This window comes from Paenibacillus sp. GXUN7292 (assembly GCF_050864975.1).
Classification (GTDB): domain Bacteria; phylum Bacillota; class Bacilli; order Paenibacillales; family Paenibacillaceae; genus Pristimantibacillus.
In genome coordinates this window covers 1-22,821 of the sequence record NZ_JBOZWO010000048.1, presented here as the reverse complement: position 1 = coordinate 22,821, position 22,821 = coordinate 1, and the positions used below count along the sequence as shown (strand labels likewise).

At 38.3% G+C, this 22,821-nt stretch carries 26 protein-coding genes; 25 read left to right on the top strand and 1 reads right to left on the bottom strand.

Annotated features, from left to right (window positions below; all coding sequences use genetic code 11):
• Nucleotides 1-20 precede the first annotated feature (20 nt).
• Nucleotides 21-1,157 carry an ABC transporter substrate-binding protein gene (locus ACRRU2_RS25350; protein ID WP_432505940.1) on the top strand — a complete coding sequence of 379 codons (1,137 nt, stop codon included), beginning with the start codon at nucleotides 21-23 and terminating at the stop codon, nucleotides 1,155-1,157.
• 93 nt (nucleotides 1,158-1,250) lie between these two features.
• On the opposite strand, the gene ACRRU2_RS25345 is transcribed toward ACRRU2_RS25350, so the two are convergent.
• A complete protein-coding gene (locus ACRRU2_RS25345; RefSeq protein WP_432505938.1) occupies nucleotides 1,251-4,241 on the bottom strand; it encodes a leucine-rich repeat domain-containing protein in 2,991 nt (996 codons plus the stop codon).
• Nucleotides 4,242-4,575: 334 nt separating this feature from the next.
• Between ACRRU2_RS25345 and ACRRU2_RS25340 the strand changes: the two genes are divergently transcribed.
• The 24 genes from ACRRU2_RS25340 to ACRRU2_RS25225 all read left to right on the top strand — a co-directional run bounded on the left by ACRRU2_RS25340 (nucleotide 4,576) and on the right by ACRRU2_RS25225 (nucleotide 22,302).
• Nucleotides 4,576-5,355: a Cof-type HAD-IIB family hydrolase gene (locus ACRRU2_RS25340; RefSeq protein WP_432505936.1), complete on the top strand. Its 780-nt coding sequence runs from the start codon at nucleotides 4,576-4,578 to the stop codon at nucleotides 5,353-5,355.
• A gap of 105 nt (nucleotides 5,356-5,460) precedes the next feature.
• Nucleotides 5,461-6,003, top strand: coding sequence for a hypothetical protein (locus tag ACRRU2_RS25335; RefSeq protein ID WP_432505934.1), 543 nt, complete (start codon nucleotides 5,461-5,463; stop codon nucleotides 6,001-6,003).
• A 71-nt stretch (nucleotides 6,004-6,074) separates the two neighbouring features.
• The gene (locus ACRRU2_RS25330; protein ID WP_432505932.1) at nucleotides 6,075-6,389 is read left to right on the top strand and encodes a phosphotransferase; all 315 of its coding nucleotides are present in this window, start codon (nucleotides 6,075-6,077) and stop codon (nucleotides 6,387-6,389) included.
• Nucleotides 6,352-6,852 carry a phosphotransferase family protein gene (locus ACRRU2_RS25325; protein WP_432505930.1) on the top strand — a complete coding sequence of 167 codons (501 nt, stop codon included), beginning with the start codon at nucleotides 6,352-6,354 and terminating at the stop codon, nucleotides 6,850-6,852. Before ACRRU2_RS25330 ends, ACRRU2_RS25325 begins: the two co-directional genes overlap by 38 nt.
• A 231-nt stretch (nucleotides 6,853-7,083) precedes the next feature.
• Nucleotides 7,084-7,542: a hypothetical protein gene (locus ACRRU2_RS25320; RefSeq protein ID WP_432505928.1), complete on the top strand. Its 459-nt coding sequence runs from the start codon at nucleotides 7,084-7,086 to the stop codon at nucleotides 7,540-7,542.
• 58 nt (nucleotides 7,543-7,600) lie between these two features.
• Nucleotides 7,601-7,978 carry a DUF3024 domain-containing protein gene (locus ACRRU2_RS25315; RefSeq protein ID WP_432505926.1) on the top strand — a complete coding sequence of 126 codons (378 nt, stop codon included), beginning with the start codon at nucleotides 7,601-7,603 and terminating at the stop codon, nucleotides 7,976-7,978.
• 302 nt (nucleotides 7,979-8,280) lie between these two features.
• A complete protein-coding gene (locus ACRRU2_RS25310) occupies nucleotides 8,281-8,778 on the top strand; it encodes a hypothetical protein (RefSeq protein WP_432505924.1) in 498 nt (165 codons plus the stop codon).
• 66 nt (nucleotides 8,779-8,844) lie between these two features.
• Entirely contained in the window at nucleotides 8,845-9,360 is a 516-nt protein-coding gene (locus ACRRU2_RS25305; RefSeq protein ID WP_432505922.1) for a DNA topology modulation protein, read from the top strand.
• Between the two features lie 33 nt (nucleotides 9,361-9,393).
• Nucleotides 9,394-9,849, top strand: a complete 456-nt coding sequence (locus ACRRU2_RS25300; RefSeq protein ID WP_432505920.1) for a hypothetical protein — start codon at nucleotides 9,394-9,396, stop codon at nucleotides 9,847-9,849.
• A 190-nt stretch (nucleotides 9,850-10,039) separates the two neighbouring features.
• Nucleotides 10,040-10,591, top strand: a complete 552-nt coding sequence (locus tag ACRRU2_RS25295; protein WP_432505918.1) for a GNAT family N-acetyltransferase — start codon at nucleotides 10,040-10,042, stop codon at nucleotides 10,589-10,591.
• A 48-nt stretch (nucleotides 10,592-10,639) separates the two neighbouring features.
• Nucleotides 10,640-11,185, top strand: a complete 546-nt coding sequence (locus ACRRU2_RS25290) for a GrpB family protein (RefSeq protein WP_432505916.1) — start codon at nucleotides 10,640-10,642, stop codon at nucleotides 11,183-11,185.
• Nucleotides 11,186-11,270: 85 nt separating this feature from the next.
• The gene (locus ACRRU2_RS25285) at nucleotides 11,271-11,651 is read left to right on the top strand and encodes a hypothetical protein (RefSeq protein WP_432505914.1); all 381 of its coding nucleotides are present in this window, start codon (nucleotides 11,271-11,273) and stop codon (nucleotides 11,649-11,651) included.
• Between the two features lie 148 nt (nucleotides 11,652-11,799).
• A complete protein-coding gene (locus ACRRU2_RS25280; protein ID WP_432505912.1) occupies nucleotides 11,800-12,207 on the top strand; it encodes a DinB family protein in 408 nt (135 codons plus the stop codon).
• A gap of 138 nt (nucleotides 12,208-12,345) precedes the next feature.
• Complete coding sequence (locus ACRRU2_RS25275; RefSeq protein ID WP_432505910.1) at nucleotides 12,346-12,795, top strand: hypothetical protein; 450 nt, start codon at nucleotides 12,346-12,348, stop codon at nucleotides 12,793-12,795.
• A 21-nt stretch (nucleotides 12,796-12,816) separates the two neighbouring features.
• The gene (locus ACRRU2_RS25270) at nucleotides 12,817-13,632 is read left to right on the top strand and encodes a GNAT family N-acetyltransferase (RefSeq protein ID WP_432505908.1); all 816 of its coding nucleotides are present in this window, start codon (nucleotides 12,817-12,819) and stop codon (nucleotides 13,630-13,632) included.
• A 28-nt stretch (nucleotides 13,633-13,660) separates the two neighbouring features.
• Nucleotides 13,661-14,095, top strand: a complete 435-nt coding sequence (locus ACRRU2_RS25265; RefSeq protein ID WP_432505906.1) for a GNAT family N-acetyltransferase — start codon at nucleotides 13,661-13,663, stop codon at nucleotides 14,093-14,095.
• 115 nt (nucleotides 14,096-14,210) lie between these two features.
• Nucleotides 14,211-14,693: a DUF6933 domain-containing protein gene (locus tag ACRRU2_RS25260; RefSeq protein WP_432505904.1), complete on the top strand. Its 483-nt coding sequence runs from the start codon at nucleotides 14,211-14,213 to the stop codon at nucleotides 14,691-14,693.
• A gap of 320 nt (nucleotides 14,694-15,013) precedes the next feature.
• Nucleotides 15,014-15,988 carry a helix-turn-helix transcriptional regulator gene (locus ACRRU2_RS25255; RefSeq protein ID WP_331701918.1) on the top strand — a complete coding sequence of 325 codons (975 nt, stop codon included), beginning with the start codon at nucleotides 15,014-15,016 and terminating at the stop codon, nucleotides 15,986-15,988.
• A 184-nt stretch (nucleotides 15,989-16,172) separates the two neighbouring features.
• Complete coding sequence (locus ACRRU2_RS25250) at nucleotides 16,173-17,357, top strand: MFS transporter (RefSeq protein WP_331701919.1); 1,185 nt, start codon at nucleotides 16,173-16,175, stop codon at nucleotides 17,355-17,357.
• 157 nt (nucleotides 17,358-17,514) lie between these two features.
• Nucleotides 17,515-18,501 carry an ABC transporter substrate-binding protein gene (locus ACRRU2_RS25245; protein WP_331701920.1) on the top strand — a complete coding sequence of 329 codons (987 nt, stop codon included), beginning with the start codon at nucleotides 17,515-17,517 and terminating at the stop codon, nucleotides 18,499-18,501.
• Between the two features lie 5 nt (nucleotides 18,502-18,506).
• Complete coding sequence (locus tag ACRRU2_RS25240; RefSeq protein ID WP_432505901.1) at nucleotides 18,507-20,489, top strand: iron ABC transporter permease; 1,983 nt, start codon at nucleotides 18,507-18,509, stop codon at nucleotides 20,487-20,489.
• A gap of 132 nt (nucleotides 20,490-20,621) precedes the next feature.
• A complete protein-coding gene (gene yqeK / locus ACRRU2_RS25235) occupies nucleotides 20,622-21,242 on the top strand; it encodes a bis(5'-nucleosyl)-tetraphosphatase (symmetrical) YqeK (protein ID WP_331701922.1) in 621 nt (206 codons plus the stop codon).
• A 16-nt stretch (nucleotides 21,243-21,258) separates the two neighbouring features.
• Complete coding sequence (locus tag ACRRU2_RS25230; RefSeq protein ID WP_432505899.1) at nucleotides 21,259-21,657, top strand: GNAT family N-acetyltransferase; 399 nt, start codon at nucleotides 21,259-21,261, stop codon at nucleotides 21,655-21,657.
• A gap of 111 nt (nucleotides 21,658-21,768) precedes the next feature.
• On the top strand, nucleotides 21,769-22,302 hold the full coding sequence (locus ACRRU2_RS25225) for a DinB family protein (RefSeq protein ID WP_432505897.1): 534 nt from the start codon (nucleotides 21,769-21,771) through the stop codon (nucleotides 22,300-22,302).
• Nucleotides 22,303-22,821: the final 519 nt, after the last annotated feature.

The following is a 22,821-nucleotide window of genomic DNA, read 5'->3' as shown; positions in this document are numbered from 1 at the left end:
TATAAAAGGGAGAAAACGAAATGAGTCAAAATTACCATAAGCCGCTTATTCTACTCTGCATAGCCGCTGTTTTCGCGGGGCTCCTCATACTTTCGGGCTGTTCTGGCTCAAGTGACAAGAAGAACGAGGGACCCCCTGCAAATACATCTTCTCCACAAGCACAGCCAGTCAAGGAGGAAATCCGTACTATTACAGATCTTACCGGAGCTGAAGTTACAATACCTGTTGCAAAAAACATTGAAAAAGTAGTCATTATTGCTCCTCCAATAGTGTCAACTTATTTAAGTATAGTACATGATAACGGAAAACTTGTTGGTACACATCAGATGGCATTTGTTCTTGCTAATGAACAGGTTTTAAGTAAACTTCTTCCGAATTGGCAACAAATCAACACAACATTTCTAACGGGTTTTTCTTCAAATGCAGAGGAATTACTTAAGCTCGATCCTAACATTATACTTGTCTGGGGAGCTGCTCAAAAAGAAGGGTTAGAAAATATTAAAATTCCCATTGTAGACTTTTATCAACCAAGTCATGAAAATGAGGAATGGAGCGTCAATATCGATAGGCTAATGCGTGATATTTTCCAAATGGATTCCGGGAAAACACTACAGGATGAATGGAATATTACAAATGAGATTGTTTCTGCCGCGCTTACAAAGATCGATGAGAGTAAAAAGAAAACGGCGATCATGATAATGAACAATACAGGTGATACAATCACCGTTCGTGGCGGAGGTACACACGGCGATGACTGGCTTCAGAAGAGCGGGCTTAAAAATGCGGCAGAAACCTTGACAGGCGGCGATTATAATCAGGTTACAATGGAACAGATTTACGAGTGGAATCCAGATATTATTTATCTCTTTCAAGGCAATTTAGATAATGAGGCGTATCTTTCTAACTCAATAAGTGGACAGGATTGGTCTAAGACAAAAGCATTTGAAAACAAAACCATATACGATATGCCTGTAGGAATTATAAATTGGGGGACTCCTTCCAGTGATTCGCCACTTACATTGGAATGGCTGGTCATGACTAGCTACCCAGATACTATAAACGAATCGGTTTTCCTCTCCCGCATGAAGACTTATTATGAACAGCACTATAACATCATTCTTACTGATGAGCTTATCCAGAGTATTCTTAATCCTTAAAAGCACATTACTGTACGTTACAGATGAAAAGGAAACGGAAAGGCTGCCCATCCTCCGCCGTAGCGCGGATCGGGCAGCCTTTCAAGAGTATGATTAAGATTTGGTATGCCGCACCATGTTCCAGCTTCCGAGATCAATGACATTGTTGGAGGCGACATATTCGGAATATGGCTTTTGAGGGTCGAATGTGCCGTCAAATACGACGAGACGAATAAACGGTCCCGTGGACTTCATAGCGACCGTTGTTCCATCAGGAGAGATCATCTCACCCCATTTGTCGCGGTAAATGTCATCGAGTGACAAATCAACGCTCCGCGCCGGAATTTGCTTCGGCTTATCCGTATTGTTGGCGATCACCAACGTACCGAAAGTTGAGTTTTCATCTGGAGTCTGATTGATCATGGAATGAACATAAATAGCGCTGTAAGCGGGCAAAGTGAAACCTCGCTCATTCGTAAGCGCATATTCAGCGGAAATGGCATTTGCCGCTGGCTTTTTCACATAGGCGGCAAACATATCGCCGCGGCCAAACAGACCATCATTGGTTTCGGTTGAGTCTGAGTCGCCTTTCTTGGCTCCCTGTTGTGCCAGCTCATAAATGCGTTTGGCCATAACGACAGCTTGTTCAATGCTGGCGTTTTTCCTTGGCCCGAAATGCTTGTCGTCCAATCCCTTTACAACGTCGATGGATGACAAATAACCGATTGCTTCCACCGCGTAAGGGGAAAACTGGCTGCGATCCTGAAACATTTTGCTCGTCCCCGCCGGGATGTCTACATTGGCTAATTTGATCACGCGCATCAGCATGGCTGCCAGTTGCTCGCGCGTAATTAAAGAATTAGGTGAAAAACGATCCTTTGATGTTCCGGTTACGATGCCCAGTTGATAAGCTTTTATAATTTCAGCGTTCGCAGTGTCCTTAAACGGATTGGAGACTGTTACGGATGTAGTGGTCCCGGTTATAGCTTCGTATAGCTTGACGGCAACCTCGCTGAACTTCTCGCGTGTAATAATCGTGCCGAAATGCAATTGGGCGACAGGATGGGTCAGCCCAATAAACTGCGCGTACGAGATATCCACCGCGGCCCATGCCGATACGCCTGCCAGTGAAGCTCCGGTATTGGCACCCTCCGCAGTAATGGTAAACTTTACGGACGTTACCGTTCCGTTGTCGCCTCTTACTTCAAGCTGGTATTTCCCTGCTTGGCTCACTTTTTGGCCGCTTTTAAAAGGTTCACCGTTAAGCAAAGCTGTCGCATCGTTGAAAGTAATCGTTCGTTCTGTGTTATAAACGCTTTGATTGGATACGCCATGAATGACTGTGGCGCGAGGCTGAATAGTAAACTGCATGGCCGTTTCATTGCCCGCCGCGTCCCTCACCAAGAGCGAATGCACACCCTGCTCTTTGATTCTTACCCGGTAGTTGTCTGTTCTTTCGGACTGGTCGTACCAATAATCGGTTGCTGCCGATTGGCCGTTCACGAACGCTTCCCCTTCGTTAAATAGAATCGTTACAGCTTCGTGATAAAGTCCGCCATCCGCAACTCCGGTAACAATCGGCGCCGTACGGTCGATTGCAAAATAAACCTGTGTCGTAGCGCCGCCGACGCCGCTCAAGTTAAAGGTATGGTTGCCTTCCTCGCTGACGACGATTCCGCTTGGTACACTTTTTCCGTTCAGTTTGCCTGATCCTTCTTGAAAGGTAATGGTGACCGGGTTTTGGTAAGAGCCCCCGGAAACGATACCCTCCACCGGCAGTTTAAGCTGCTTTCGCAGTTCAAGCTCGACAATTAAATTTTGCAGGCCGGTCAATGATTGCAGAGGGCTTAGATCCTTGATTGGATTGCCTCTTATAATCAATCCGGATAATTTTGTCATATTCGACAGCGCAGCTATATTAGAGATGGAGTTGTTTTCCAAATGCAGCTCTTTCATGCCGGTCATTCGCGCCAGCGCCTCCACATTACTGATCCGATTATTGGACAAAAGGAGCGTATCAAGTTGAGTCAGCGACGAAAGCGGGCTAATATCCGTAATCTGATTATCAGCCAAAATCAATTGGGTCAAGGCATGCAGGCCAGAGAGCGCATCTACTTTTTCAATGTCATTGCTCCCTAGACCTAGCAATTTCAAATGGTTCAATCCTTGGAGCGGCCCGAGATCTTGAATTTGATTAAAAGACAAATCCAATAATTTAAGGCTTTTGAGCTGAGATAATGAAGACAGATTTATGATCCGATTAGCAGCGGCATCCAGAATTTGCAGGTCTTTCTTATCGGACAGCGGCGATAGATCCGATATTTGGTTATTTGACAAATACAGTGATTTTAAGGCTTTTAAGGGAGCAAGTCCACTGATATCGGAAATTTGATTATAATTCGCAAGTAGACGCTCCAAGCTGACAGATGCGGATAGCGGCGAAATATCCTTGATTTGATTGACGCTCAGGTCGACATGACGCAAATATTTGAGAGAGGACAAGGCACTAATATCACGAATCTGATTAAGCGCCCCATAAAAGACCGTCAAATCGCTCAATGACGCCAGCGGCGAAATATCTGTAATTTGATTGTGGGTGATATCCAGCATGGATAATCCGGTCAGCGTTGCGACAGGGCCCAGATTACGAACTTTTGAGTCCGCGATCCCGAGCATACGAATGTTTTCCATTCCAGCAAGCGGCGAAAGATCCGTTACTTGGGTTTGGGTGAGCATAAGCGAATCCAAAGAGGTCAACGACTTCAATGGACCGATGTCGGATAATGGATTCTGGTTCAGAGATATAGATTTAATATGAACGGCATGTTCAATACCGGAGAGATTCGTAATACCGTAACCGCGCAAATCAAGATGCGAAAGGCCGTTGCCCATACCGCCGATATCAGCACGGCTGGCCATCTCCTCACGCGAGATTTGACCGTCTTTGTTCAAATCGACGCCGTTGGCAATCAGTGCCTTTTTCAAATTAGCGTCGGGAAATGTAATGTTGCCGGCATCCGCCGCATGAACTGCTGCCGCATTCACGTTTGCAGCGAGTATTACCGACGTGAGTAAAACAGCAAATCTCTTTTTAAATGTAATCAATAAATGTTCCTTCCTTTCCGTCTATCGGATATGTCTTTAGTCCTGGGTCAAGACTTTGGAATATAGTTCCATGCTATCATTCGACAAGAACTGGCATATTCCTTTTTTTCTTTTCACAGTGATAAGAACAGCACGAAATATTATTATGGCAGTGGATCCCCTAGTTCCACGGATATTTGGTAACAATGTCGTTCCATTTTGTTGGTATATCATGGTAAAATAGTAAAAGATAAAGAACCCACCTCAAGGTTAGCACCAAAGGTGGGTTTTTGTACCTTTAACATGGAAGTGATTAGCCGTCCAAGCCAATTGTTCAGCCAGAAAGGAGATCTCAATGAAATTTCCAATAATAGTTTTAGATTTAGATGGTACACTCCTGAATTCCAAAAAAGAAATATCGAATCGGAACTATAAGGCTATTATGGATTGCTCGAATAGGGGGATGAAATTTATTTTTGCAACAGCACGCCCTCCAAGGGCTGTGAGGTCGTTTATGAACGAGGAAATGCTTAAATTGGGTTCATTTATTTATTACAATGGAGCCTACATTGATTGCAAACATACAGGAATGAACAAACATATATCCATTGAAGCTGAAGTTACAGCAGAACTTTTAGATTATTGTCTCAAATGTAACCCGGATCTTGACTTAAGTTTAGAAGTGAAAGATGAATGGGTGACTTTAAGAGAATATGACTACTCAACTGTCATACAAGTTAAAGACACTCCTATTGTAAGGCCGTTGGAAGAACTTAAATGTCTTGAGGCATCAAAAATCTTGTTTACAGGAAAAATGGATATGATTTCATTCCAGGAGAAATTTAAAATGAAACTAAACATTTTGATAACAGACAATGGAAATCTTGTTCAAGTTTCATCACTGAAGGCTTCTAAAGTAAGTGCAGTAGCAGCTTTGTGTAAGGAGATGAACGTTTCTCTCGAAAACGTTATGGTATTTGGTGATGATTCTAATGATATAGGATTATTTAATACTTGTGGTTGGCCTGTGGCAATGGGAAATGCGATAGATGAATTGAAATTGAGATCTAAAGAGATTACAGAAACTAATAATAATGACGGAGTGGCAATGATTTTGGAGAGACTTTGCGGGTAAATCAAAGGTAGTTCGGTGAACACCATTTTCATATCGGGGCATTGGTTCCCCCGGTCTGGGCAGGAATTGAAGGGGATTTAAAACAATATAATCTGGAGGATTAATTTGAATCAGAAACCTTATGTCATTTCAATATCAGCAGTTTCAGGCGGTGGAAAAACTACTCTATCAAAGCATTTATCTGTGAGATTACCTAAATCATTTATATTATCATTTGATGAATATGATTTTGATGGTCCTAATGATATTTGTGATTGGGTAGAGAGAGGGGCAGATTATCAAGAATGGAACTTGATGCCTTTGGTGTCAGATTTGAAATATGTTATTAATAACAGGGCCAGTGAAATTGATTTTATTATTCTAGACTATCCATTTGCATATTTACATAAGGAGTTGGCAGAATATATTGATTTTAGTGTTTTTATCGACACCCCTCTTGATATTGCAATGGCTAGGAGATTGATAAGAGATTTCGAGGACTCTTCTTCTATTGAAAAAGTAATAAATGAACTTTCTTTATATTTGTCCAGGGGGAGAATGGCATATCTAAATATGTTGGACACAGTAAAACCAAATTCAAATTTCATTATTGATGGTTCATTACCGGTTAATTTAATCGCTGAGCAGATATGTGAGGAGATACTGTGATATCAAGGATTTCGTCGGTCGTTTAGTCAAAAATATCCAAATAAATATGAGCGATCTCAAGGAGCGAAACAATGAACACAAGGGAAATTCCAAATTCTATCTTAAATTTTATAGGTGAAATCCAACAAATTCATTTCCCTGCGCAAGGACATACTTCTGTGGTTGTAAGCTTGACTACAATGAGCGGGAATTTTATTTTAAAGAAAACAACCGAACCGTTATACAGTGCCTGGCTAAAGCAGGAATTTGAAATATTAACGCAACTTGAGAATCGTTTGTTACCGATCCCCAAAGCGTATTTGCTTGTGGAAGAGGAGAAACATTGCTGGTTATTAATGAGTCAGTTTCATGGAATTCGCATGCGGGAATTTTTACTTCGAACATGATGTAGCGAAAAGAAAAAAGGTCATTAGTCATTTTGGAGAAATTTTAAGGGAGATCCATTCGACTTTGTGTCCGGAGCCATTGATCACGACCCGTGAGTCGTGGTTAATGTCAAAGCTAGAAGAGGCGGAATATAATCTTAGGAACTATAAAGTGGATGGAACGAAGGAATTATTACATAAATTAAAATCGTCTACTCCCAAAGAAATACCGAATACTTTAATTCATGGTGACTTTACCATTGATAATGTGATGGTGAATGACAATAAAATTGTAGGTGTGATCGATTGGGGAGGAGCCGCATTTGGGGACCCTAGATACGATTTGGCCTTGGCTATTAGACCAAAACAAAATGCATTTAAGGAAGAAACTGATAAGCAATGGTTTTTTGAAGCATATGGCTTAAGAAGTATTTCATATGAAGAATTTGAGTATTTCGAAAACGGACTCTATCAATTCTTTTAATTAAGCCTTCGAAGAAGCGAATTAAGTAGTACGGAAATATAAAAATATATATGGAGGCGCCAGGTAGTATATACAAACGGGAAATATTTAGACTTTATTTTGTTTGGGTTAACGAAAGAGGAATTTATCGCAAAACAAAAAGAAGATGGAGAAATGCAATAAGCGATGTTAGAAATGTATAACTGTAAACATTATTAAAAGAAAACGTAAGTGGATAGGAGCTAGGAATTAATGAAGCATTCAATACTGGCGTTCCTGATAATATTCATATTTGTTTTGACTGCTTGTACCGCCGCTACAGATATTCGATTCGATGATAATGATATTGAGATCAGCTTAATAAACCAAGAAATAAATGAAAATTACAGAAAATATTCAATAGAGGTTAAAAATTCAGGGGAACTGGAGATTAAGTACTTGCATTTTTATTTATATTATCCAATTATTATGCCGAATGGATCTAAGGGAAACCCATTTAAAATTGAAGGAAAAACAGATATTAGTCATCCCGTAATACTTAAACCAGGGAAATCAATTAATTATACTTTTTTTGTACCAATAAAAGAGGTATTTGGTGACTCCAAATTATTAGATTTTAATGATCCTCAGATTGAGTTGAACGGATTAGTACAACATGGCAAGACCGACGTGCCTTTTGGTATGGGTGGAGGTTATTTGCATATGAGGTAACCCAATGCCTGACTCATACTGCGGTACTGGCATCCTATGCCTGTTAGGATATATAATCATGGAAGGAGCTCAAATGTTACAAATCCATCAAAACGGAGTGATAATATTGCTAGATGACTTTACAAAAAAGAGAATAACCAAAATACTGGATAACTATTTTGAACAAAAGGTTCCCGAACATCTTAAAAATGAAATAAAAATGTATTATAAAGCTCGGGGGAATACAGTCACATTATTCCTGGAAAGACCAGGGTATATGGAAGAGCGTTATGAGTATCCTATTGCACAATTAAGATTAGAAGATACTCTTTGGAAGGTGTATTGGCAAGATAGTAGAAAAAAATGGCATTTTGTAGAGGACATTCAACCAGATGAACAATTTGAAAAGCAATTAAAGGAAGTAGATGGTAATAATATTTTCTGGTCTTTTTTGTAAAGAAGATGTACGAGAATTTGAATAATTATAAAAAATCAAATAATACCGATAAGCTCAGAGCAACAAATGACCCAGCCTAGGATAAGAGTTATCTCAGGCTGGGTCGCGTTATACATCCGACTTTATAGCAGAGCTTGTATATTAATCTATAAACGGGGTGATATGCGTTTGGTTACAGTTGAAACGGAAGTGCTTATTAAAGCACCAATAGAAATTTGTTTCGAGCATCGGAATTACCAATTAAAGCTGCGAATTACAGAAGAATATAAAATGAAGTATAAATAGAAGCAAAAGGAGAATCCATGAAAGTAAATATAAAGATCGTATGTGCCTTTCTTATTTTAGTTTCTTTAATAGGATGTTCTTCAAATGAAAAAAGTGACTTGCATTCAGACCGACTGAAGCCAACAGATAAAGTGGATATTTGGCATTCTTTACAATATGAAATTATTACTGACATGAGCTCTATAACGTTAATTGAACCTGAAGCAACGGCCAATTCTTTTATGCTGCATTTTTATTTTAGACTTGAAAATAGAGGAGAAAATACCGCTAAAGATTTTCAAGCTGTATTTAATGAAGCCATTCCTTTGACGTATCTTAGTGGTTCTTTGAATCAAGGAATAAATAAGGGTGAATTATTACGAAAAGATAATTATGAAATTACCGGGTATTACATATTCAAAAATATGGAAAGCCTGAATGAGTTTATAGAAAAATCGAGTTTTACATTAGATTGGATTGAAGATAATGAGAGGAAAAGTTTAATATTAAGGTTCCCTAGTGAGCCAACTCAATAAGACTGAGAGAAGCTTGCTTACTGACAGAGTGTTAGAAGAATTCATGTTTAACAAAAGGGGGATTAAATGAATCGCATTTTAGTAATAGGATCTGCCGGATCTGGAAAGTCTACGCTATCTCAACAGCTTAGTGAGCGATTACAACTCCCAATCATACATTTGGATAAGTACTATTGGAAACCAAACTGGATTGCAACCCCGGATGAGGAATGGGATCAATTTATTGCAGATGCAACCAGCCAGGAACAGTGGATTATGGATGGCAATTACTCAAGAACATTGGATTCGCGAATAAAACGGGCAGATGTAATTATTTTTTTAGATATGCCTAGATTGTTATGTATATACCGAATTATTAAACGAAGGATTAGATATCACGGAAAAACAAGACCGGATTTGAATGAAGAATGTCCTGAAAAACTTGACTGGGCATTTTTTATTTGGGTTTGGAACTATAAGAAAAGAAGTAGAATGAGAGTTATAAAAATGTTGGAATCAGTTAAGGGTCAAAAAGAAATTATAATTGTAGAGACAAGAAAACAAGTGAAAGAATTAATGAATCGAGTAAAGGTAACTGGTTGATTTCAAGGTGAATTATAAGTGAGAGTGAAATGAATGTACAAGATTAATGTTGTAAATAGGTCGATAATAGTAGCTGTATTATTTTGTATAATAAGTGCATGCAGTAAAAATGAAAAACCATATGCTATGAACGTGACAAATGATATTATAGTTAATTATAATGAAGAGGATTTCAAAAGGATTGAATATTTTGTTTCCAGCTTTAATGATGGCAAAGCAGATTACCTACTTGTAGTCCCTCCAATAATTGATGGCGGTTACTGGATTTATGACTTGTTTACAGATGGTAAAGAAATAAAGATAAGGATTGATTCATCAAGGGATTTTTATTCAGATCGTAAAAATCATGAGTTTACGTGCAAAGAAATTGCAATAGTAAATGAAAAAACTGATGAAGGTAAGGGGAGAAGAATTTTAGAGGCAAATAGTTGTAAAGGAACTGATGCCATAGACAAGCTTGAAGTATTAGTGCTTGAAGAAACTAAGTAACGATATTTTTTGGAATTAATCGTTGATGATCATGGAGCGGGATATCCCTCCTTGGTTTTAAGGAGTTTAATTATGGAAGTAGCTCAAACAACACACGACCCGGCCTAAGATAGGAGCTATCTAGGGCTGGGTTGTGTTGTAAATACGATATTTGACAGACTGAATTCAATAACAAAACGAGGTATATAATATGGAAGATTCAAAGTATAGAGAGTCAATGGCTCAAATATTTCTAGTTAGACCGACGGTAGAATTAAGAGAAGAATATATGGAGTTTTTTCAAGATTGGCAAGAGTCTGGTGAAGATATGGTACCTTGGGTGATTTCTAAAGATCCAACAAATTATGAGGACATGCTTGAATTTCTCTTTAAGAATGAAGATAAGCAATATATTGCAGATGGATGGGTACCGAGCAGTACATTTTGGTTAGTGAATGAAGATCGAAAAGTCGTAGGCGCCGTCAATATAAGGCATGCATTAACTGAGAAACTCTTCAATAGTGGCGGACATATTGGATATGGAATACGCCCTTCCGAAAGAAAAAAAGGATACGCAACTAAATTATTGGCAATGGCACTTGAAAAAAGTAAAGAGATAGGAATCAGTAACGCTCTTGTAGTGTGTGATTATGTTAATGTTGCATCTAGAAAAACCATAATAAACAATGGTGGGGTGCAGGACAAAGACTTTATTGAGGAAGACGGAAACATTATAAACAGATTTTGGATAAAGCTTGCATAGAAGGGGGTTTTGGAGAAAAGACCCGAAAAAAGAAAGTGGGATACTATTATGGAAGATCAATGGAGAATTTCTGAATATGATCCTTCTTGGCCCTTATTGTTTGAGGAAGTTGGAAAAAGATTAAGGAATTCGTTAAAAGAAATCGCCTTAAGAATTGATCATATTGGTTCAACTTCAGTTAATAGGTTAGCAGCAAAACCGATTATTGATATACAAATTTCAGTATCTAGTATAAATAATTTGCAAGAATATCGATCTAAAATTGAAGCAGTTGGATTTGTTTTTAGGGAAGAAAATCCTGATAAAACTAAAGGTTATTTTAGGGAAGTACCTGGCACTAGAAGAACACATATACATGTAAGGCAAGCAGGCAGTTATTCAGAACAACTATCACTACTATTTAGGGACTACTTAAGAACTCATCCTGAAGACTGTATAAGATATGTAGAAGAAAAACACAGATTAATGAACCTTTATAAGCAAGAAAGATCAAGATATGTAGAAGGTAAAGAACCGATTATATGGGATATTATTCAAAAGGCCCATCATTGGTCTCAGGAAATTGGATGGCAAGCCGGGCAATCAGATATATAGAAATTGAAGGATGAAAGAACGACGATAAACGAGAAATGCTATAAGGAAAGGTGAAATACTCGAGAGAAGAAAGGAGATCGTGAATTTGAGAAAAGTAGGGTACATCTCAGTATTTTTCATTACTATACTAATGATTTCTGGTTGTTCATCGACAAAGGAATTATTTATTGGCAACTGGTCAGCTCTTCAAGCGTCACAAAAAGAAGGAGCAAACGAAGAATTATCACATTATAACTACTGGGAAGTTAGGGACAAAGAAATTTCATTTTCAAATTATTATTTAACGAAAGAGAATGGAATAGAGACGAAAAAGTTTAATAATGAAAACAGGAAGAAATATGAATATACGTGGGATTCAAAAGCCGAAATAGTAATTAATAAGAAAGTGTACAAAGTAGAAATTAGTAAAAATAAGTTAACTATTTCGAATAATAATATGGAAATACTATTTGAGAAAGTGGACTAAAGGCTAATTAATGCCAGATAATTCGGGCTAGAATAAAAATTAATTAGGGTGATGTAGGAATGATGGATTCATTATTTGAATTTAAGGTCATTTCGAAACATAGGATGGTTAGTCATTATTATTTGAAATTGAAAGATGTTTAGAATCATTGAATAACGATCAAATTTGGTTTAAAGAATCGGATGATTCGAATAGTATAGGCGGCATAATTGTACATATTATTGAACACATCCAAAGAAATACTCAAAGAATCATGGAACCAGGGATCACCTATAAATTTGGAATTGAAAATACGTTTACAGATTTGAAAAATGATAAGAAGTCATTACAAGCTGATCTTAAACAAACATTTTTAGAATTCGAATACGCTATCAGCAAAGCTGAAGCCATTGATATGTATAATATTTACCACTTAGTTGAGCATACCGGATATCACTTAGGGCAAGTTGTAGATAGGGCTCAGAGAGTTACAGGAGAAAGATTCCAGTTTGTACAGAGTGGAATTAATGAAAGAACATTGAAGAATTATATTGAAAAAGATATATCATCAGGATAATAATGTGGAGTTGGTATTTGGAAGGCTACTCGTATTGGAGTCATTATAAATTAAAGGAGTGCTGCAGATGGCAAAGTCTTCTCGTGAAATGGTGGTAGAAATATATATAAAGTCACAAAAACAAGTGAAGGTAAAGTAATGAAGAAGAATTTAAACAGCGTTATAATAATTTTTTTATCACTTGGTTTAATAGTAATCGGTTTTAAATATATAGAATCCCAAAGTGCAAGAAAAGAGCTTCAAAGCACAATTGATAATTCATTTAGGCAACAATTAGGAGGTGTCCTTGGAAGTTTTAGTATGGAAGTAAATGATTATACGTATAGATCAATGATATCCACAGTGTCAAATGTATCTGCAATGTCGGAGCTGACTTCATACGGGAGGATTAATGACAATTTAGATATTAGTTTAAATTATTTGTATATTTCATTGAGAGAAGAGAAGTCTAAAGATTTAGTTTTATTACGAGTAGACGAACTAAGAGATATATTCCATTTACTGGTGCAGGATCCTTCTAGTCAAGAAGCAACGGACAAAATAATTGAAATAACGAAAGAAGTATTTTTTGAAAATACGCAAGAATAGCTATTGTAGGGGGATAACTCCATGAAGCTAAGAAAAGGATTATTAACGGCTTGGATCATTCTACAAGTATTTTTACTATTTTTAAACATTCGTGTTCTTATATTTATATCTGTTAACATGGAAGGCCTTAGGGAAATCAATGAATTGGGACGATGGTTATTTTTTTGGATTGTATTCAGTGTTATATGGGTGATAGGCTCATTAAGAATTTTTAAATGGTATAAGCTCGGGAAGTTTCATATTGAAATTATAGATAAGAATATAGCTGGAAATAACCAAATGAAAAAACTGCCTACATTACATCTGGATAGATTATTATTGCGTCCCTTTAGATTGGAAGATGCCAAAGTAGTTCAGCAATTAGCGGGAGATAGGTACATTGCTGAAATGACACTAAATATTCCTCACCCATATGAGGATGGCGTTGCAGAGAAATGGATAGAAACACATAACAAAAACTTTAATGAAGACCGATTACTTGAATTAGCAATCGTGCATAAAGAGGATAACTATTTAATTGGCGCAATAAGTATAGGAATTAATAAAAATTATAATCATGGGGAGCTTGCTTATTGGGTCGGTAAAAAGTACATGAATAATGGTTATTGTACTGAGGCTGCTAAAGGAATTGTAAAATATGTATTTGAGGAAATGAAGTTAAACCGTATATTTTCACGACATCTAGGGAAGAACCCTGCTTCGGGAAAGGTCATGAAGAAAATAGGTATGCAATACGAAGGTCTGTTAAGGCAGCATGTTACAAAATGGGGACAACACGAAGATCTTTTGTATTACGGTCTTTTGAGGGAAGAATATTTTCATACTATGAGAAATTGATGAGAATCTAGTAATATTGGAGGACCTTATGAAGACACCAAGTATAACCATTCGATTGGCAGTAGAATTTGATGCAGAACAATTACAAAAACTGAATTGTGAATTTAATGGACCAGAATTAACATCTGTAGATGAAATACAAGAAAGCATAAAGACTTCGAATGAAGTAATCGCAGTAGCATTAATGAATGAGGTTTATGTTGGATTTATTTGTGCCCAGTATTTTAAGTCGTTTTGTTATTGCAATTTTCAAGGGGAAATAACGGAACTATATGTTAGAGAAGCTTACCGGGGGAGAGGAATTGCTGCTAAGTTAATTTCCTTCGTTGAGAAAGAGCTTCATAATCGTGGAGTAAGAGACATTAAAGTTTTAACAGGCGGTGATAATCACGAAGCAATAAAGACCTATTCACGGTCTCAATATGTCCAAGATGATGATTTAGTATTTTATAAAAAATTGTAGATATTCAAGGCTAGAAAAAGATTTCAGTGTGTGGAATACCATGGTAAAATTGCGGGAAAGGGAATTTAGTATTGAAAAAACCTACCTCGGCAAATAATACAGAGGAGTGAATATATTGCTAGCTCTTAACTTTACTCAAAAATTGTTAAAAGATATGAAAGCAACACCTGTTGAATTGGATTCGGCAGATCCTTTATTTAGTTGGCATGCTAATATACTGCAATTAAAAAGGAAATACATAATATTTGTTAATGATTCGAGTCGATTATGTTTAATACTTGATGGTATTAGGACTTCTCAGTTGGATAAATTACAAGAAAAATTCAAAACAGATCTTAAACAATATTTATTGTTCGAGGGATTGAGAAACAGTGTAGTGGAACAATATTTTTTGGAAGCAGGGGAAATAAGTATAGGTAAGACAAACGATAAGAGTGTTTTGGGGACGTTGAATGAAATGTCACTTTATTGTAATAATATTGAGTTTCATCATAATTTTGATTTAAGTGCTTGGTTAAATATGAAAATTTATAAACCAATTAATTATGAAAAACCTATTCATGTATTCAAAAAAATAATAAAGGATAGATATTCATAGGATGAACAATGTTTATATTCGATCAGATAGTTGGTTATATAGAGACATCCGTTGACTTGGGGATATTGAATTTAAAACCTATAGTTACTTTTATGTGATAATAATAAGAGATAACTCCAGAGAGATTAGAGGATGGCCTTATCAGAATGCATGAACAATGGCAATGGACATGTAAAGACCATTCTAGAGGGCATTCAATAATTGAAGAGATTAAGAGCTGATCATTTGAATAAATAGAGGGATTTGTCTATACTCATAATGATAATAATAATCAATGTCAATAAAAGAGTGTTAATTTATAGACAAAGGAGGGAAACGATTTGAAGCTGCAAATGAATACCCATAACCTAGGATGTTTATTTAATAAACTAGATCATGTTTCGTTGTCATCACCTCAACTTGAGCAATATCATCAGAAATATTCGCTTCCGCTGCAAAGCGGGAAAGGGCATGTACAACGAATTCGTTTGCGCAATGGGATGGAAATGAATTGGTTTGACGCGAAGTTTGATGAAACGATTAAATTAGATGTAGGTGTTCAATATCCACATTTGGAAATCTCCTATACGCTAAGAGGGCAAGGCAACTGGAAGAAGGCTGGCCAAGCAAGAAGCTATGATTTGTCCACGGGTATTTCTACGCTGCTCTACGTTCGCAATGAAAACGTTCATGCAGAGCTTTCCCCTTATGAGCGAATGCTTCATATGGAGCTTCGAATCGATATTAGGCATTTGAATGAGCTGCTTCCTGAATTGGCGCGCATGTCGAATGAAACGTTCTTCTGCAGACAAGTAGCAGGGTCTCCTCATATTTCTTTAATTGTGGAGCAAATGAAAGAATGTCCATACAGCGGTGTTCTTCAGAAGCTCTATTTGGAAGGAAAAGCGTTTGAACTGCTAGCTTATCATTTGGATGGAGCGGCGAGGGAAAAGTTAAAAGCCGAGGCAATATCAAAGCTAAAAGCCGGCGATATTCAAAGTCTGCATGAAGCCAAAAATTTTCTGTCTCATATGTGGCAGCAGCCTCCTAGTCTGCTCGAGCTTGCCAGAATGGTTGGCCTGAACGACTACAAGCTCAAGCTTGGGTTCAAGGAATTGTTCGGCACGACTGTCTTTGGCTATGTACGGGGCTTGAGAATGCATGAAGCTCGAAAAATGCTAGAGCAAGGAGAAGGCAATGTGAGCGAAGTCGCCAGCATAGTTGGCTATCACAATTTAAGCCATTTTGCTAATTTATTTCGTAAAACTTATGGCTATAATCCAAGCGAGGTTGAAAAGGGTTATTTTCACAAGTAAGTTAATTTGAAAAATCAAATAATCCGTTAAGCGTTAAGGATAATCCGTTTGTTGGCAGATAATCTTTTCGTATTCGTTGATAATGAATGGTAATCTCTTGAAATCTCGCCAGAGTAATCTCGGGCTGAGAAATTAGGGATTACGATCAAAAAGGTCAATGCTGCGAAAGGAGATAGATGCAAGGATGGTACGAGTAAGATTCGGCATTTTTTTTAGTGTATTTGTTGCAATGGTTGGCTTGATGATTATCGCTCCTGTTATGCCTCCACTAATACGTGAATTGGGGCTAAGTGAAACTCATTCTGGCTTAATTATTTCTTTGGGCTCTGTTGCGATGGCCATAATGGCTCCAGTGTGGGGGAGATGGAGTGATTTAAAAGGAAGAAAGTTTATTGTTTTAATAGGATTCTTAGGAATGTTTGTCAGTTATGTTCTTTTCACTCTTACGATGTATGCTGGATTATCGAAGCTTATTAGTGGCGGACTACTGCTTGTATTGTTAATTGCTGCTCGCAGTTTGGTCGGTTTGTGCATTCCAGCCGTTCCAGCTTCGGCCCAGGCATATATGGCTGACGTTACAGATGAAAAAGGCAGATCAGCAGGAATGGCATTAATTGGTGCGGCTAATGGAATGGGGCTTGTGCTTGGTCCTGCGATTGCCGGTGGATTTGCACTTATCGGACTTATCTGGCCGCTTTATATCGGTGCAATATTACCTCTTGTTGCATTTGTCGTTGTGCTAATGCTCATTCCCAATCAAAAGCCAGTTATTCACGAAAAGCCGCCGAAGGTAAACCCGTTTCAAAAAGGGCTGCGCCTTTACTTGTTTGCAGGATTCGCAACCATGCTTAGTATTGTTTCTTTGCAAGTAATAGGAGGTTTTTATTTTCAAGACCAGCTGGCTTTAACTACGAAGGAAACTGCACGAATGATTTCTCTAGGGCTAATGTTCAGTGGAGTGGCGATGATTGTTACACAAGGGGTACAAATGAAAAAGCATTGGCAGCCAAAGTCTGTCATTGTAGCAGGATCTTTACTTGTGATGATCAGTATGGCGCTTTTTTTATTAGTAGTTAACTTAGTTGCTTTTTATGCTGCTTTCTTCATGTTCGGTATTGGAGCGGGCCTCATGATGCCTGGCTTTATGGCAGGCTCCTCCCTTTCTGTTGCTCGTGAGCAGCAAGGAGGCGTGGCCGGTCTTGTGGCTTCGGTGCAGGGCATTTCTGCCGTAATCGCTCCCATTTTAAGCACAAGTCTTTATCAACGGGATAAGCATCTTCCAATTCTTTTTGTAGCAGCTGTTGTGTTTATTATGATGGTCACTTTATTATCAGTGAAAAAGAAAGCGGCCGCGAGCTTGTCAGCATAGCCTCATATAATAAAGGAACATGAAAAACACTGTACCCATTTATGAGGTGCGGTGTGTTTTTTTTAGTAAACCTATTGCGAATAGTTCTCAAATCGAATATAATAATGATAATCATTATCAGTTAAGTTGATAAGTACATAGGGGGCACATGGAGAAAATGTTAAAAAAATATATGGCAGTCGTTATCGTATTTGCGTTTATTTTAACGGGGTGTATGGAGAAAACAGATAATTCGCCAAAGGAACAAAACAATAATGATAATTCTTCTGGAAATCAAACCATTGAAATCGAAGATGGCTATGGTACACAAACCTTTGATGGTGTTAAGTCTCGGGTGGTTACGCTAGAATGGAGCGTCACGGAGGAAATGCTTATTACAGGCGTTCAGCCTGTTGGCGTCGCAGACATAGAAAACTTCAATAAATGGGTAACGATTGACGCAGAGCTATCCAAAGATGTCGTTGATGTAGGCGGCCGGATTGAACCGAATTTGGAAGTTATTTCGCAATTGAACCCTGATGTGATTATCGGGATAAAAGGGCGTCATGAAAAAATAAAAGCCGAGCTCGAGAAAATCGCTCCTGTCATTATGTATGACAATGCAACAGCAGAAGCGCAAGCTGATCTGTACGCTCATATGATGAAAACGTTAAAACAGACAGCTAAGCTGGTGGGCAAAGAGAAAGAAGCGGATGCAGCAATTCAGCGGCTGGAGGGCCAGTATGCAGAAGCTAAAAAAGCAATTGAAGACGCTAAATTAACAACAAATGAATTTGTGTTTACTCAGGCGTTTTCCGTTAATCAGGCTCCCACATTCCGTATTTTTACAAAAAACTCAATTGTTAGCCATGTGCTTGAAAATTTAGGGCTGGTCAATAAAATTCTAGATGAGGCACAGTCGGCAAGCGGCCTTATTGAAACAAACGTTGAGGGCTTATCCAAATATCAAGAAGCGATGCTGCTTCATACGGTTCAAAAAGATGATCCTTTGTTCAATAACCTTGAAAATAATGCAGCTTGGAAAGGCCTTTACTTCGTAAAAGAAAATGAAATGTATGATGTAGGCGCTGGCGTATGGACGTTTGGCAGCGTGCTATCGATGGAAACATTAGTTGAACATGTTAAGCAAGCGCTAGTGAAGTGAGTGCAATGAAAAAATCTTTATCTTTATTAGCAGGTTTTATTGTCCTTTTTGCAGTACTTGGAGCTATCCATGTAAGCCAAGGGCAAGCCTCGCATGGTTTAATCGCCTTTTGGCAAGAGGTTTGGCACGATGAGCAGCAAATGAACTTTTTGCTGTACAGCAGGCTTCCGCGATTTGTGATTGGCTGTTTAGCGGGAGCCGCGCTTGCTGTTGCTGGCATGCTGCTGCAATCCATGACTAGAAATCCGCTCGCAAGTGCGAGTACGCTGGGGATTCATGCAGGGGCTTATTTTTTCGTAGTGCTATTTACGATTTTTTTGCCTTCGATAAGCGGTAAATTTCCGATTCTGATCACAATGTCAGGCGGAATTGCAGCTGCCTTAATCGTAAGCTTTCTAGTTGGCAAATCACTGGATCCTGTCCGCATTGCGCTTACAGGGATGATTGTCACGATGTTATTTTCATCCTTTACCAGTGCGTTGCAATTGTTGTTCGAGAATGAAGTTTCCGGATTGTTTCTCTGGGGCTCGGGTACTTTGCTTCAGCTGGATTGGAGCGGGGTACAATTTGCATGGCCTTGGATTACGGGAGCTCTGTTGTTTGCTTTGTTAGTCAGCCGGCGTTTTGATATACTGCTGCTTGGTGATGAGGTAGCATCCGGGCTAGGGCAAAATGTCACACTTAGCAAGTCTCTAGGATGGCTTATTGCGATTTTGCTTGCAGCCGTAACCGTGTCCGCAGTAGGACCGATTGGATTTGTAGGAATCATTGCACCGCATCTGGTCAGGCTGATGGGGTTCCGGATGCATCGCACCATGATTATTGGAAATATCGTTGTAGGGGCAGCTTTGTTAATTGGTGCTGATATTTTGGTACGTATCGTTTCCACAACATCCGAGCTTCCGGTTGGAGCAATGACGGCAATTATCGGAGGTCCATGGCTTGTTTACTTGGCTTTTAAAATGGGCGTTTCAACACGTACAAAAGCAGGATCGCTGGATGGCCAAGTACGCATCCGATCATTAACTCGTTTTTATCCTGTTGTTATATTGTTTGTTCTTTTATTAGTCATTGTAAGCTTGTCGTTTGGAGGAACGCGTTTTACATCTTTAGCTGACTTGCCGCAGCAATTGATGCATAACCGTTATGTATGGGATTTCCGGGTACCGCGTGTAATAGTCAGCTTTATTATTGGCATGATGATGGCGATGAGTGGATTGATCCTGCAAAATGTATTGCGCAATCCGCTGGCAGACTCTTCTGTGCTTGGTATTACGTCGGGCGCGAATGTGATGGCGATGCTGTTTTTGCTTGTATTTCCGCAAGCTCCGTTTATATTTGTACCGATTGGCGCATTAATTGGTGCATTTGTGACGATGATCATTGTGCTGAGTATTAGTGCAAAAAGCGGATTTCAACCGATGATTTTGTTGTTAATGGGTATAGCCTTTTCGGCAGTTGGTGCCGCGCTTATTCAGATTTTCATTGTGAAATCCAACTTGCACGCTTCTCAAGCGCTGACTTGGCTGGCAGGCAGCACTTACGGCACAAGCTGGCATCATATGTGGATCGTAATTTGTACGTTCCTTCTTATTCTTCCCATAGTGCTCTACTTTGCTAGAGCAATCGATGTTTTATCCTTTGGAGATGAAGTGTCCACAGGCGTTGGTGTCAATACGCGAAAGTCGCGGCTGCTCATTATTATTTTAGTTGTTGCATTGTCAGCTATCAGCGTCTCCGTAGTTGGAGCAATCGGGTTTATTGGTCTGCTCGCTCCTCATATTGCCAGACAGCTGGTTGGTCCCAAAATGCTGCGACTGCTGCCGCTAACGCTTTGTGTAGGAGGAATTTTATTAATTAGTGCAGATTTCTTTGGGCGGGTAATCTTAGCGCCGAAGGAGATTCCGGCAGGTATTATCGTTTCTTTGATCGGCGCTCCATACTTGCTTTATTTATTGAAGAAAACGAATAGGGTGAGTGCAAAATAAAGGAGATAGGGCTGTTTCGTATGTCATTAAGATGATATATGGAACAGCTCTTCCATTTTTAAGGGAAATTTAATAGAATTGGTAGTAAATAGCTGTTGTCCTATCCGGCGGATATAGATAAGGAGGCTAATAATGAAATACATTCTAGAGCCTTACGTAAAAGATTTACAACTTTCAGGTGAATTGGAGAATAATATCCGATTATTCTTTTTATCCCATAATGACCTCGAAACCCTCAATCATACAATTACAGTGGCAAATGAGGCTGAGCGTGTAGCCAGGCTATACGGTGCAGACCCACACAAGGCTAAACAGGCTGGTTTACTGCATGATGTTAGCAATGTCATTCCTGCTAGTGAAATGTTAGCAGTTGCTAAACAACTTTCAATTGAATTATTGGATGATGAGTACAAATACGGACGAATAGTACATCAGAAATTATCAAAAGCAATGGCTGTGGAAATATTTAAAATTCATGACGAGGAAATATTAGACGCTATCGAATGTCATACAACGTTAAAACCGAAATCAAGTCTGCTTGATAAAGTGCTATTTATCTCGGATAAGATATCGTGGGAACTGCAGGGTGATCATCAATATCTGATAGATATCAGAGAAAAGGTCAACGATCATAAACTTGATGAGGGAATCTTGACATACTTAAATCATATTTGGGAACAGAGAGATAAGATGAAATTAGTTCATCCATGGTTGATAAAGGCAAGAGAAGAACTGCTGAATTTGAAATTGTAACAAGGAGAGCTTAAAGATGAGGATAACCTACAAGGACAGTATGGACATTAAAGCCGAGGATCTTTCAAAAGTATTTCTGGCTTCAGGGATTAAGAGACCTTATGAGGATCTAGAACGATTACAACGAATGATTAACAATGCTGACATCATAATTACAGCATGGGAAGATGAAAAATTAATTGGAATAGCACGTGCGGTAACTGATTACGCATACTGTTGTTATTTATCGGATTTGGCTGTTGATAAGCAATATCAAAAATGTGGTATTGGGGAGCAACTCATACTGAGAGTCAGGGGAAAAATAGGGGAAGAGTGCTCTTTAGTCTTATTGTCCGCCCCAGGAGCAATCAACTATTATCCGAAGGTTGGATTTACTCAGGCCGATAATGCATTTGTTATTAAAAGAGGGAAATAACAATTGACCAGACATTTCGAGGGGTAAATTTTCTGGAAGTTAAAGTAATAACAGAAACATAATATTTGACTTTCGATCGTATACAAGTTTATAGGAGACTGGAGGGAAAACATGTTAAACATGAATAATATCTATCTCATTTCCGACATACCTGGTTATTCTCCTCAAATTAGCCGGTTGCTGTCGATGATGAATTATGCAAGGTTTACAACATTAGAAGCCGTTAAAAATTTAACTATAGATCAACTGGATTTTTTACTAGATGAAGAGAGTAATTCCATTGGCGCTTTGCTGCTGCATTTTGCGGCGGTAGAATATGCATATCAGCTGCAAACCTTTGAATTAAGAGAGTTAAATGATGAAGAAATATCCATTTGGGGTGCAGCTTTGGAGCTTGGTGAAAAAGGACGAAAAGAAATTAGAGGAAATGATCTGAAATATTATATGGATAAATTAAATGAAGTCAGAAATCGAACTTTCGAATTATTTAAATCGGTTAATGATGATTGGCTATATAATCAGGAAGAGTTCTGGTATAAAAAACAAGCAAATTATTACTTCATGTGGTTTCACGTTTTCGAAGATGAAATTAATCATAGGGGTCAAATTAGAATGATAAGAAAAAGATTGGAGATAATCGATTAGCCGAGTGTTTGTCGCACTCGGCTTCTTTATAAAGATAAACTATTTCTAAAAAGCTAAGCGTGGAAAGTGAAGTGACGAAGTGAAAGGGTATTATTTATTAGTTGCTCTAGTATTAGCATCATTAGTTACACAGAGCTGTTCAGGGGCTGATAATAAACAACGAATAGCTGCTGTAAAGAAAGGGGAATTATGAAAAAAAAGATAATCTTGATAGGTATTATTGTATTTGTTTTTGTGGTTATAGTCTCTAATGTCACCATTCCAGGTGAAAAGAAGTACATCAATTGGTTACTTACTTGAAGAACATTCCATTTCTTGTACAAATACGTATATACTTAGTGATTGTAAGTTAATAGATGACAATCAAAAAATTGACCGCTTATCAAGGAATGTAACAATTGTTGGAATATACACTACAATTTCAGATACGTTTCGAGATCAGGATGGAAATATAATAGTAATAAACTCTTTAGGGATAATGAATAAGTTCTATAATAGATGAATTGAACCATTTGAAAG